This is a genomic window from Ruegeria haliotis, from assembly GCF_013377785.1.
Lineage (GTDB): Bacteria > Pseudomonadota > Alphaproteobacteria > Rhodobacterales > Rhodobacteraceae > Ruegeria > Ruegeria haliotis.
Map to the genome: position 1 here is coordinate 751,984 of NZ_JABXWT010000001.1, position 12,811 is coordinate 764,794.

Below are 12,811 nucleotides of genomic sequence, written 5' to 3' on the forward strand. Positions count from 1 at the left end.
CAGGAACCCGCCGAGGGAAAGAAAAAGGCAAACTCTCCCCTTGTCCGGCAAAGCCCTGTCGACCCATGTTGGAACAGAGAAAATTGGAGGGATGATCTTGAAGACATTCGCTTTTCTGGCCGCGATGATGGCCGCTACTACCGCAGGAATGGCCCATGCGGAAGAACGTCGCATCACCGTTGATGCCACCGGAACAGTGCAGGTTGCACCTGATATGGCAACAATCACATTGGGTGTCACAAACGAAAACGTCGAAGCTTCGGCCGCGATGCAGGCGACATCGGATGCGGTGACGCAGGTGTTGGCACGTTTGAAGGAAATGGGCATCGAAGACCGCGATGTTCAAACCCGGGATTTGTCTCTGTCGCCGGTTTGGTCCGGACGGAACAACCAGGCCGGAGAACAGCCTGTAATCACCGGGTTCGTCGCCTCGAACCGGGTGTTTGTACGCGTGCGTGATCTGGCCAGCCTTGGGCAAATAATGGATGCGGTCATTCAGGACGGTGCAAATGATTTTGGAGGGCTGAGCTTTGGCGTACAGGATCCCAAACCCGTCGAGGCGCAGGCCCGGGCGCAAGCTGTTGGCGAAGCGATGACCAAAGCCGAGCAATTGGCGCAAGCGGCCAACGTGACGCTCGGCCCGGTTCAATCGATTTCAGAACAATCCGGTGGTGTGCGGCCAATGGCCGAAATGCGCGCAATGAGCATGGCTGATGCGGGTGGCGTACCGGTTGCGGGGGGCGAGATTTCGGTCTCTGTCAATGTCTCGATGGAGTTCGAGATTTCCGAATAACCTAGTCGCGGGCGCGGGCCATCAGCGGTTGTCGCTGCTGGCCTGCGGCATCGAAATTCTCGGGCGAAAGCCATGTCTCGAATGCTGAGCGGATGCGCGGCCATTCGCTGTCGAGGATGGAATACCACGCCGTGTCCCGGTTACGTCCCTTGTAGTGGGTCGCCTGACGAAACACCCCCTCGAAGGTAAAACCCAGCCGTTCGGCAGCCCCACGTGATGGGGCATTCAGCGCGTCGCATTTCCATTCGTATCGGCGATATCCCAGTTCGTCGAACACGCGGCGCATCATCAGATACATGGTCTCGGTCGATTGCGGTTTGCGCTGCAGTAGGGGAGAGAAGTGGATATGCCCAACCTCGATTGAGCCCGCTACCGGTTCGATTCTGAGGTATGAGGCCATGCCCACCGGAATGTTGTCGCCATCCAAGACTGTGTGGAACATCGGATCTGCGTCCATGCAATGCGCCTGCGCCCACGCGACAAAGTCATGTTCCCTGTCAAAGGGACCGTACGGCAGATAGGTCCAATTGTGGCCATCCGTGTCGGTCGCAAACGCCCGGTACAACCCGGGCGCGTGCCGGTTTACGTCTAACGGCACAACCGAGCAGTATTGACCCTGCATCGGAGTGTAATGCGGCGTCGGACGCGGAAAGTCGCCCGTCACCGGCAATCCGATGGGTTGCCCCAGTTCGTTTGTGTCGTGACCTGCCATCGTCAGGCGCTGGCTTTGCTGAGCGCCTGATCCAGATCCGCGATCAGATCGTTCGCATCTTCTATCCCGATGGACAGTCGCACCACGTTGGGGCCTGCACCCGCCGCTTCTTGCTGTTCCAGCGTTAGTTGCCGGTGCGTGGTTGACGCAGAATGGATAATCAGCGAGCGCGCATCCCCAAGATTGGCCACATGGCTGAAAATTTCCAGCGCGTTGACCAGCTTGATGCACGCGTCGTAGCCGCCCTTGACCGCAAAGGTGAACAGCGCGCCCGCGCCTTTGGGATACTGCGCTTTGACCCGGTCGTGATAAGGAGAAGAGGGCAGACCCGCGTAGGTGACGTAATCCACGCGGTCATCTGCTTCGAGCCAAGCGGCGATTTTCTGGGCGTTCTCAACGTGACGCTCCATCCGCAGGGACAGCGTTTCGATCCCCATCAGCGTGTAATGCGCCGCTTGCGGGTTCATTGTCATGCCCAGATCACGCAAACCAATCGCGATACCGTGGAAGGTGAAGGCCAGCGGGCCGAACGTCTCGTGGAATTTGAGCCCGTGATAGGCCTGCTCTGGTTCGCTGAGCGAGGGGAACTTGTCATTCGCCGACCAGTCGAACTTGCCCGAATCCACGATGCAGCCACCGGTGACGGTGCCATTGCCGGTCAGGTATTTGGTGGTCGAATGCACCACTAGGGTCGCGCCAAGTTCGATGGGGCGGCACAGGTAAGGCGTGGCCGAGGTGTTGTCGACGATCAGTGGAATGCCTGCGCCATCAGCGATATCGGCCAAAGCGCGAATATCCGTGACATAACCGCCGGGGTTGGCAATCGACTCGCAGAACACCGCGCGGGTGTTTTCGTCGATGGCATCTTTCACGGCGTCCAGATCATCAGTGTCCACAAACTTGGCCGACCATCCAAAGCGTTTAATAGTCTGGCTGAATTGCGTGACAGTGCCGCCGTAAAGACGGGTCGAGGCAATCACATTGCAACCCGGCCCCATCAGCGGGAACAGTGCCATGATCTGCGCTGCGTGACCCGATGAACAGCAGACCGCGCCAACGCCGCCCTCAAGCGTGGCGACGCGTTCCTGCAATACGGCAACCGTCGGGTTGGTCAGGCGCGAATAGATGAATCCGACTTCCTGCAGGTTGAACAGGGCAGCGGCATGATCGGCGTCGCGAAACACGTATGCCGTTGTCTGGTAAATGGGCGTCTGGCGCGCTCCGGTCGCTGGATCGGGACGGGCGCCGGCGTGAATTTGCAGCGTGTCGAAACCATAGGTGGGGCCGTCAGACATCTTGAAAATCTCCTGTTGGAATTCGTCTTTTCAATTCTGTAGGACATTGCCCGCTTGCACACAACGATCCTGTCAGCGCATCCACAACCCTTTGCTCTTGATCTTGTTGCGGATGACCTGCTCGCGCTGCGGCAGGTTATCGCGATCGAACATCTCGCGTATCTTGGCGCCCTTGCCTTGAATCACCAGCTTTTTCAGCGGCTCGTAGTTTTTCAGAACTTTCTTGATCTTGTTGGGCGTGGCGACGGTTTCCAGCACGTCGATCACGTGATCACTCTCACGGGCGTAGACCAGTGGAAACAGGCGATAGTGGCAACTGACAGAGCCATCGAGCAGCCCTTCGGGCAGGGCGTCCCGCCCGCCACCAAGGGAATGAATGACCAGGGGCAGGGCGGCCTGATCCAGCCAGGGATCCAGATTCTGTCCGATCAACTCTGGGATACTCTCATCCCGGATCGCTTGAGCATATTCCAGAAACCGCTCGCCGAATTGGCGCGGGCATTTGTAGAAGAAATATCCGGCGTTGAAATACAGGTAGCGGCGCCAGTAGTCATGCGGCTGGCTGGTATCTATGGAGCTTTCGAAATCCAGTGCAAAGCGCCGATAAAGCGCGCTCCAGATGCCGTCAAATCCCGGACCATAAAGCGTCGGCTTTGGCCATGTCCCTTCAACCTTCAGCGACGCGCCGGGGCGGTCAAAGTCGAACGGCACTGTGTTCAGATCACCGGTGATCAGCGTGTCAGTGTCAAAGAAAACAAACGGCTCTCCCTCGGGCATGGCCAGTAGGGCTTCGATCTTGTTGCCGTAAGGATAGCTTTCGCCAAAGACATGAGAATCGAATGGCAGGATTTCCGCCCCCAACTGCCCCAGCGCCTTCAGGACATCATCATTCTGGATGCTCGGATTCTGGCTCCAGCGTGGACCGGGATTGGGCGTGGCAACAAACAGTTTGCCATCAAATTCAGGTGAGCAATGCCGCAAAGACGCCGCGAACAACACGGCCTCGTATTGCAGGCGGTTGTTTTGTCCGATGACAACAATGTTGAATTTTTGCGAGGGTGCCTGCATCTGTGCCCAATCCTGTTGGGTGCCCGTTGCTTGCACCCCTTCACCGGGATTACAGCAAGCAACATGGGTCGTCAAAAGCTGCCGGTTTGAATTTGCCTCAATCGATCCCATGTCTAATGTCGACAAGTGTTCAGGAGGATGTCCATGCGGATCAATGCAGATTTCACCAAACGTGTGGCGGTTCATTTTGACGAAGTTGACTGGGTCGCATCCCCGGCGGCTGGTGTCGAACGCAAGATGCTGGACCGGATCGGGGACGAGGTCGCACGCGCCACAACCATTGTCCGGTTCGCTCCGGGCAGCGCCTTTGCCGCGCATACTCATGACGGCGGTGAAGAGTATCTGGTTCTCGACGGCGTTTTTCAGGACGAGACCGGGGATTTCCCGGTTGGCAGCTATGTGCGCAACCCTCCAACCTCGTCGCACACCCCGTCCGCAGCGGACGGCGCGACGATTCTGGTCAAGCTGCATCAGTTCGATCCGCAGGACAGAACCGAAGTTCGCCGCTCGATCAATGGCGATGGTGAGCTTCAGCTGTTTAACGATGCGCGTGAAGACGTACGTATTCAGAATTGGATGGCCGGAGAGGTTGTGGAACTGGACGCACCGCACGGGCTGGAGGTGTTTGTCGTCAATGGCGGCTTTACCGAAAATGGTGAGGAATTCCGAACCTGGGATTGGCTGCGTTTGCCGCCCGGAACACGGTCACAAGCCCTCGCAGGAGAGGCCGGAGTGCGCGTTTGGACCAAATCTGGCCACTTAGGCGATATGATCTAAGCCATATTCTGCTTTAAAAATAGGCAAAACACGGTGAAATTCGGGTTTACTGGCCCGGATTTCCAATTTTTTGACCATTTAGTAAATTTTACCAATTGATAAAAAATCAAAATGTGGCAAGCTGTGCTCATAACAAACATATCTACAGGGAGTAGAGTGATGGCACAGGGCCAGATGGCACCCGGGATCGTTTCCGGGCGGCTCTCCAGCGATGAGCTGACCTCGAATTTCACCGATCTGCATCCGCCATTGGCGCCGCATGAGGCCGCCGTTGCCGCAGATCGATGCTATTTCTGCTATGACGCGCCATGTGTGACGGCCTGTCCAACGGATATCGATATTCCGTTGTTCATGCGCCAGATCCAGGCGGGCCAACCACAGGCGGCAGGTCGCACGATTTTGGAGCAGAATATTCTGGGCGGCATGTGCGCCCGGGTGTGTCCGACCGAGACGCTGTGCGAAGAAGCATGTGTGCGTGAAACAGCGGAAGGTAAACCGGTTGAGATCGGGCGCCTGCAGCGTTTTGCGACTGATGACGTGATGACGTCGGCGACACATCCATTCGAACGCGCTGCAGTTACGGGCAAAACCGTTGCCGTGATCGGGGCAGGGCCAGCGGGTTTGGCCTGTGCGCATCGGCTGGCGATGCTGGGTCATGACGTGGTGATCCACGAAACCAAGCCCAAGCCCGGCGGTCTGAACGAATATGGTATCGCGGCCTACAAATCGACCAATGATTTTGCGCAGGCCGAGGTGGATTGGCTGCTAAAGATCGGCGGTATCGCAATCGAAACTGGATCGGTTCTGGGCGAGACCGTCTCGCTGGATGGATTGCTTGAGAATTACGATGCCGTGTTCCTGTCCATTGGACTTGCGGGCGTGAATGCCTTGCGGGCGCAAGGCGCCGAGAAGGATGGCGTGCGGCACGCCGTCGACTTCATCTCGGACGTGCGGCAAGCGTCCGATCTGGCGCAGTTGCCGGTCGGTCGAAATGTGGTTGTCATCGGGGGCGGTATGACGGCCGTGGATGCGGCTATAAAATCCAAACTGCTGGGCGCGGAACATGTGACCATCGCCTATCGTCGTGGACGCGACGCAATGGGCGCCAGCCGGTATGAGCAGGACCTTGCAGCCTCGCACGGTGTTCGGATCATGACCAACGTGCAACCCGTTGAGGTGCATGGCAATGGCACGGCGGCTGAGATCGAACTGGAGTATACTGCCAGCCAGGATGGCCAGTTGGCCGGTACCGGGGAAACCACCCGCCTGCCAGCAGATCAGGTTCTCAAGGCGATTGGACAAACGTTAGACGGCGCGCCCGATGGGCTGACACTGGATGGTAACAAGATCGCCGTTAGCGAGGTGGGTCGTACGTCGATGGCCGGAGTTTGGGCAGGCGGAGATTGCGCCTCGGGTGGCGAAGACCTGACCGTGACCGCAGTTGCCGAAGGCCGCGATGCGGCGATGGACATCCACGCGACGCTTGTTTCGTGATAGGGTGAGGCCCTGACCCTCCCAATTCGCCGCTGAGGTATCGTTATGTCCCAGATCGAAGATGCAGTTGCTCAACACTACACCACAGGTGCCCTGACTGAACGCCTCCGCGCCGCCCTCGAAGAAAGCGGCGTGGACCCGGATGCTGCTACTGTCGCCGACCTGAAAGCTGGCGATGAATTTCATACCGGAGGTGTTCTGGCGACGGATCACCTGTTTGCACAGCTTGCCCCGACCCATGCAACGCGGGTGCTGGATGTCGGGTGTGGTATCGGCGGGACATCACGGTACATCGCGGATCGATACGACTCGACCGTAACCGGAGTCGACCTGACGCCTGAATTTGTAGAAACCGCGACAGAGTTGAGTGACATCGTTGGCTTGTCCGAAAAGACAAGCTTTCTGGTCGGAAGCGCTTTGGAACTACCGGTTGCCGATGCGGCGTTTGACCTTGCTGTCATGCTGCATGTCGGGATGAATATCGAAGATAAGACAGCGCTGTTTTCCGAGGCGGCGCGCGCCTTGGCAACCAGTGGCACATTTGCGCTATTCGATGTCATGGGCGGGGAGGCAGCCGAACCGCTGGACTTTCCACTCCCATGGTCGACCATGCCCGGGACGTCGTTCGTAGACGCGCCTGACGTGTACCGGGACGCGGCGGCGGCAGCGGGCTTGGAACTGGTGGCAGAATCCGACCGAACAGACTTTGCGCTGACCTTTTTCGAAGAGGTTTTTGCGCGCATCGCCGAAAGCGGCCCGGCCCCGTTGGGCATTCATCTGATGATGGGTGAGACGGCGCCCGAGAAATTCAAGAACTACGTCACAAACCTGAAGGCCGGACGCATTCGCCCGACCGAAATGATATTCAAGAAAACCGGCTGAGCCGGGAAGGGAGAAGCCATGGCCGATCTGACAACAGACTTTCTGGGAATTTCCAGCCCCAACCCGTATTGGCTGGCATCTGCGCCGCCCACGGACAAGGAATACAATGTGCGTCGTGCGTTTGAGGCCGGATGGGGCGGTGTCGTTTGGAAAACGCTAGGGTCCGAGGGGCCGCCGGTCGTCAACGTGAACGGGCCGCGTTATGGCGCGATTTACGGCGCAGATCGCCGGTTGCTGGGGTTGAACAACATCGAACTGATCACCGACCGACCGCTTGAAGTGAACCTTGAAGAAATGGCCCGTGTGAAGGCGGATTATCCGGACCGCGCGCTGATCGCGTCAATCATGGTACCTTGCGAGGAAGAAGCCTGGAAGGCCATTCTACCGCGCGTCGAAGAAACCGGTGCCGACGGGATCGAGCTGAACTTCGGGTGCCCACACGGGATGAGCGAGCGTGGTATGGGCGCGGCCGTCGGGCAGGTACCGGAATACATCGAGATGGTCACCCGGTGGTGCAAGAAATACTATGATCGACCGGTCATCGTGAAGCTGACACCGAACATAACCGACGTCCGCAAACCGGCCGCGGCGGCAAGGAACGGTGGTGCCGACGCGGTGTCGTTGATCAACACGATTAACTCGATCACCAGCGTTGATCTGGACACGTTCAGCCCCGAACCATCGATTGACGGCAAGGGCAGTCATGGCGGCTATTGCGGTCCGGCGGTGAAGCCTATTGCACTGTCCATGGTGTCCGAAATTGCCCGCGCCGAGGCCACGCATGGCCTGCCAATATCTGGTATTGGTGGCGTGACCACCTGGCGCGACGCAGCGGAGTTCATATCGCTGGGATGCGGAAACGTTCAAGTCTGTACCGCGGCCATGACCTATGGCTTCAAAATCATTGATGAACTGACCGCTGGTTTGTCCGAATGGATGGACGAGAAAGGATATTCCAACGTCTCTGAAGTTGTCGGGCGCGCGGTTCCAAATGTAACGGATTGGCAGTATCTGAACCTCAATTACGTGGCCAAGGCCAAGATTGATCAGGATCAGTGCATCAAGTGTGGTCGCTGCTACGCCGCGTGCGAAGACACCAGCCATCAGGCAATTTCGATGTCCTCAGACCGCGTGTTCGAGGTGAAAGACGAAGAATGCGTCGCGTGTAACCTCTGCGTTGATGTTTGCCCTGTTGAAGGATGTATTTCGATGGTTCCAATGGAGGCTGGCGAGATCGATCCACGGACAGGTGCCGAAGTTCAAAAAGAATATGCCAACTGGACGACACATCAGAACAACCCGATGGCCAAAGCGGCTGAATAGCGGGATCGGTGCCAGATTGTTTGTAGGGAACAAGGGCCGTTTTTACGGCCCTTGTTCATGGCGTCAGAAGCTTGCGATACAGCGTATCGATAAACGGATCGGCACCTTCGAAAGGATCTTCGTCCCCCAGGATTGATCGCACCTGTACGTCGAAATCGGCATAGTGCTGCGTCAGGGCCCAGATCGAAAAGATCAGGTGGTAAGGGTGAAGACGCGCGATTTTTCCTTGATCCATCCAATGCGTGAGGATCTTGGTTTTCTCATCGACAAGCGTTTTCAGATCATTCGACAACGCATCGTTGATGCGCGGCGCACCCTGCACAAGTTCGTTGGCAAACAAGCGGCTTTCTCGTGGCAATTCCCGGCTCATCTGAAGCTTGCGGTGAATGTATGACAGAATTTCGTGCAACGGATCTCCGCTTTCGTCAAGATCGTGCAGGGGGGCCAGCCATATCTCCAGCAAACCAGATAACAAAGCCGTGTGGATCGCCTCTTTCGATGGGAAATAATACAGCAGATTTGGCTTGCTCAGACCTGCCTCAGTAGCAATCTGGTCCACGGTTGCCCCGCGAAATCCATGCGCCGAAAACACATTCAACGCGGCCTCAAGGATTGCGGCACGGTTTTTTTTCTGAATTCGGGTCGGTGCGCGATCTTTGGGCATGTTTCCAACGTGTCTCTTTTTCCGTCAAGTAGGCGCGGGATATGCCGAAAGTTTTGACTATGTCTCGCAATTTCTTGACTGATGTCGAACCCGTGATAGCGTGAGTTTGACCAGATGGTCAAATCAAGACACCAAAAGCGAGCCAAATCGCAAGCAACAGGGGAAAGACTATGGCAGCTCCGGCGCAAAATCTCAGGATCAATGGCGACAGGCTATGGGATAGCCTGATGGAGATGGCCAAGATTGGCCCCGGTGTTGCAGGCGGAAATAATCGTCAGACGCTGACGGACGAAGATGCCGAAGGGCGTGCGCTGTTCCAGAAATGGTGTCAGGACGCCGGGTGCACGATGGGTCTGGACCAGATGGGCAATATGTTTGCCCGGCGTGAAGGAACAGACCCCGAGGCGTTACCGGTTTATGTCGGATCGCATTTGGACACACAGCCCACTGGCGGGAAATACGACGGTGTCCTGGGTGTGTTGGGCGGGTTGGAGATTATCCGAACCCTCAACGATCTGGGCATCAAGACCAGACACCCGATCGTAGCGACGAACTGGACCAATGAAGAGGGCACGCGTTACGCCCCGGCGATGTTGTCCTCGGGCGTGTTTGCGGAAATGCACACTCAGGACTGGGCCTATGACCGCGAGGATGCCGAAGGGAAAAAATTCGGGGACGAGCTGAAACGCATCGGCTGGCGTGGCGAAGAAGAGGTGGGCGCACGCAAGATGCGCGCCTTCTTCGAGTTGCACATTGAGCAAGGCCCGATCCTTGAAGCTGAAGAAAAGGACATCGGCGTTGTCACACACGGGCAGGGCCTGAGCTGGACGCAGGTCACCATCACCGGCAAGGACGCGCATACCGGTTCGACCCCGATGCCGATGCGCAAGAATGCCGGTCTGGCGATGGCGCGGGTGCTGGAAAAGGTGGATGAGATTGCGTGGTCCCACGCGCCACATGCGGTGGGCGCTGCAGGGCATATCGACGTCTTTCCAAACTCGCGCAACGTGATTCCAGGTAAGGTTGTGTTTACGGTCGATCTCCGTTCACCAGACCTAGCGGTGATCACGGATATGGAGAACCGCCTGCGTGTCGCGGCTGAGGACATCGTCGAAGAGATGGGCCTGCAGATCGAATTCGAGAAGGTTGGTGGCTTTGATCCGGTTGCGTTCGACGAAACCTGTGTGGCCGCCCTACGCAATGCGGCTGAGCGGTTGGGGTATTCTCACACGGACATCATCTCGGGTGCCGGACATGATGCGTGCTGGATCAACCGGGTGGCCCCGACAGCGATGGTGATGTGCCCTTGTGTAGATGGGCTGAGCCATAACGAAGCGGAAGAGATCAGCAAGGATTGGGCTGCAGCCGGGGCAGATGTTCTGTTTCACGCAGTCGTCGAAACTGCGGAGATCGTTGAATAAATATGGTTTGGCTGAGCTTTCGAAGCTCAGCTGATAAAAGCATGAGGCGCAAAGCGTCCACAGGGAGAAGAACATGTCAACTGTGATCAAGAACGGAACCGTCGTTACCGCCGATCTGACATACAAGGCGGATGTTAAGGTTGAAGATGGCACCATCATTGAGATTGGTCTGGGTCTGAAAGGTGACAAGGAACTCGACGCTACCGGGTGTTATGTCATGCCCGGAGGTATCGACCCGCATACGCACCTGGAGATGCCGTTCATGGGCACCTATTCCAGCGATGATTTCGAAAGTGGAACCCGGGCCGCTTTGGCTGGTGGCACCACGATGGTCGTGGACTTTGCGTTGCCAAACCCCGGTGAAAGCCTGCTGGACGCCCTGAAACGCTGGGACAACAAGTCGACCCGCGCGAATTGTGACTATTCGTTCCATATGGCAGTGACTTGGTGGGGCGAGCAGGTGTTTGACGACATCAAAACGGTCATCGAAACGCGCGGCATCAACACGTTCAAACACTTCATGGCCTACAAAGGCGCATTGATGGTGAATGATGACGAGCTGTTTGCCTCGTTCAAACGTTTGGCGGAACTTGGTGGTGTGGCGATGGTGCATGCCGAAAATGGCGATGTTGTCGCCGAATTGCAGGCCAAGCTGATGGCCGAAGGCAATACCGGTCCCGAAGCGCATGCCTATTCCCGCCCGCCACAGGTTGAGGGTGAGGCGACGAACCGCGCCATCATGATTGCCGACATGGCAGGCGTACCGCTTTATGTGGTGCACACCTCCTGCGAGGATTCCCACGAGGCCATACGCCGTGCCAAGATGCAGGGCAAGCGGGTCTGGGGTGAGCCTTTGATCCAGCATCTTACACTGGATGAGAGTGAGTACTTCAACACCGACTGGGATCATGCCGCCCGCCGGGTGATGAGCCCACCATTCCGTAACAAGCAGCATCAGGACAGCCTGTGGGCGGGCCTGCAATCCGGCTCGCTGAGTGTTGTGGCAACTGACCATTGCGCCTTTACGACCGAACAGAAACGCTATGGTGTCGGCGACTTTACCAAGATTCCGAACGGAACCGGGGGATTGGAAGACCGGATGCCGATGCTGTGGACCTATGGTGTGGGTATGGGTCGCCTGACGCCGAATGAGTTTGTGGCGGTTACCTCAACAAACATCGCTAAGATATTGAATTGCTATCCAAAAAAAGGCGCCATTCTAGTGGGTGCAGATGCGGATATTGTTGTTTGGGATCCCGAGAAAACCAAGACAATCAGCGCTGATAGCCAGCAGTCGTCAATCGACTACAACGTTTTTGAAGGCAAGGATGTTAAAGGGCTGCCACGCTTTACTCTGACACGGGGTCAGATTGCGGTGCATGACGGAGAAATACGGGCGCAAGAGGGGCACGGAGACTTTGTTTCGCGCGAGCCAAACAATCAAGTGAACAGGGCTCTGAGCACGTGGAAAGAGCTGACCGCGCCGCGGCCGGTAGAACGGTCGGGAATACCGGCGACAGGGGTATAATGCGCACGGGCCGCCATCTTGTGGCCCAAAGCCAACTCTTTTCAAGGCAATGGAATGAATACTGAAAGCACGACCCAGCCCGTTATCGAGGCAAGGCAGCTGGACCTTACTTTCCAGACTAACGACGGGCCTGTCCATGCGCTCAAGGACGTGGATCTGACCATCGACAAGGGTGACTTCGTCAGCTTTATCGGGCCGTCAGGTTGCGGCAAGACGACGTTTCTACGTTGTATCGCAGCGCTTGAAACACCGACCGGCGGAACCCTGACCGTTAATGGCATGACCCCGGATGAGGCGCGGCGGAACCGGGCTTACGGATACGTCTTTCAGGCCGCTGGCCTGTACCCTTGGCGGACCATTTCCAAGAACATCAAACTGCCGCTGGAGATCATGGGTTTCTCTGCCGCAGAGCAGCAGGAGCGCGTAAAGAACGTTCTTGAACTTGTTGATCTTGAAGGGTTTGGTGAGAAATTTCCGTGGCAGCTGTCGGGTGGGATGCAACAGCGCGCCAGCATCGCGAGAGCGCTGGCCTTCGATGCCGACATCCTGTTGATGGACGAACCCTTTGGCGCGCTGGACGAGATAGTGCGTGATCACCTGAACGAGCAATTGCTAGCCCTTTGGGCGCGGACCGAAAAGACCATCGGTTTCGTGACGCACTCGATCCCCGAGGCGGTGTATCTCAGCACCAAAATCGTAGTCATGAGCCCGCGTCCGGGGCGGATTACGGATGTGATCGACAGCCCTCTGCCTAAGGAACGTCCGCTTGATATTCGCGACTCACCAGAGTTCATCGAAGTTGCCCATCGTGTCCGCGAAGGTTTGCGGGCCGGGCATGGAGATGATGTTTAATG

12 protein-coding genes are annotated in these 12,811 nt (G+C 57.1%); 8 read left to right on the top strand and 4 right to left on the bottom strand.

The window, feature by feature from the left end:
• Positions 1–91: 91 nt before the first annotated feature.
• Positions 92–793: an SIMPL domain-containing protein gene (locus HW561_RS03780; RefSeq protein ID WP_235962765.1), complete on the top strand. Its 702-nt coding sequence runs from the start codon at positions 92–94 to the stop codon at positions 791–793.
• 1 nt (position 794) lies between these two features.
• Here the strand turns inward: HW561_RS03780 and HW561_RS03785 are convergent, their stop codons facing one another.
• The 3 genes from HW561_RS03785 to HW561_RS03795 form a co-directional block, all read right to left on the bottom strand.
• Positions 795–1,505, bottom strand: a complete 711-nt coding sequence (locus HW561_RS03785) for a GNAT family N-acetyltransferase (RefSeq protein ID WP_176861871.1) — start codon at positions 1,503–1,505, stop codon at positions 795–797.
• Between the two features lie 2 nt (positions 1,506–1,507).
• Positions 1,508–2,800: an O-acetylhomoserine aminocarboxypropyltransferase/cysteine synthase family protein gene (locus HW561_RS03790; RefSeq protein WP_176861872.1), complete on the bottom strand. Its 1,293-nt coding sequence runs from the start codon at positions 2,798–2,800 to the stop codon at positions 1,508–1,510.
• A 72-nt stretch (positions 2,801–2,872) separates the two neighbouring features.
• A complete protein-coding gene (locus HW561_RS03795; protein ID WP_176861873.1) occupies positions 2,873–3,868 on the bottom strand; it encodes a hypothetical protein in 996 nt (331 codons plus the stop codon).
• Between the two features lie 144 nt (positions 3,869–4,012).
• Here HW561_RS03795 and HW561_RS03800 point away from each other — a divergent pair, with 144 nt between their 5' ends.
• The 4 genes from HW561_RS03800 to preA all read left to right on the top strand — a co-directional run bounded on the left by HW561_RS03800 (position 4,013) and on the right by preA (position 8,344).
• The gene (locus HW561_RS03800) at positions 4,013–4,645 is read left to right on the top strand and encodes a cupin domain-containing protein (RefSeq protein WP_176861874.1); all 633 of its coding nucleotides are present in this window, start codon (positions 4,013–4,015) and stop codon (positions 4,643–4,645) included.
• Between the two features lie 159 nt (positions 4,646–4,804).
• Positions 4,805–6,139: an NAD(P)-dependent oxidoreductase gene (locus HW561_RS03805; protein WP_176861875.1), complete on the top strand. Its 1,335-nt coding sequence runs from the start codon at positions 4,805–4,807 to the stop codon at positions 6,137–6,139.
• A 45-nt stretch (positions 6,140–6,184) separates the two neighbouring features.
• Entirely contained in the window at positions 6,185–7,021 is an 837-nt protein-coding gene (locus HW561_RS03810) for a methyltransferase domain-containing protein (RefSeq protein ID WP_176861876.1), read from the top strand.
• An 18-nt stretch (positions 7,022–7,039) separates the two neighbouring features.
• A complete protein-coding gene (preA, locus tag HW561_RS03815; protein WP_176861877.1) occupies positions 7,040–8,344 on the top strand; it encodes an NAD-dependent dihydropyrimidine dehydrogenase subunit PreA in 1,305 nt (434 codons plus the stop codon).
• A gap of 55 nt (positions 8,345–8,399) precedes the next feature.
• Here the strand turns inward: preA and HW561_RS03820 are convergent, their stop codons facing one another.
• Positions 8,400–9,008 carry a TetR family transcriptional regulator C-terminal domain-containing protein gene (locus HW561_RS03820; RefSeq protein ID WP_176861878.1) on the bottom strand — a complete coding sequence of 203 codons (609 nt, stop codon included), beginning with the start codon at positions 9,006–9,008 and terminating at the stop codon, positions 8,400–8,402.
• A gap of 170 nt (positions 9,009–9,178) precedes the next feature.
• On the opposite strand from HW561_RS03820, the gene HW561_RS03825 reads away from it, so the two are divergent.
• The 3 genes from HW561_RS03825 (at position 9,179) to HW561_RS03835 (ending at position 12,809) form a co-directional block, all read left to right on the top strand.
• Positions 9,179–10,429, top strand: a complete 1,251-nt coding sequence (locus tag HW561_RS03825) for a Zn-dependent hydrolase (protein ID WP_176861879.1) — start codon at positions 9,179–9,181, stop codon at positions 10,427–10,429.
• Between the two features lie 73 nt (positions 10,430–10,502).
• Complete coding sequence (gene hydA, locus HW561_RS03830) at positions 10,503–11,957, top strand: dihydropyrimidinase (protein WP_176861880.1); 1,455 nt, start codon at positions 10,503–10,505, stop codon at positions 11,955–11,957.
• Between the two features lie 54 nt (positions 11,958–12,011).
• A complete protein-coding gene (locus HW561_RS03835) occupies positions 12,012–12,809 on the top strand; it encodes an ABC transporter ATP-binding protein (RefSeq protein ID WP_176861881.1) in 798 nt (265 codons plus the stop codon).
• The last annotated feature ends 2 nt before the right edge of the window (positions 12,810–12,811 follow it).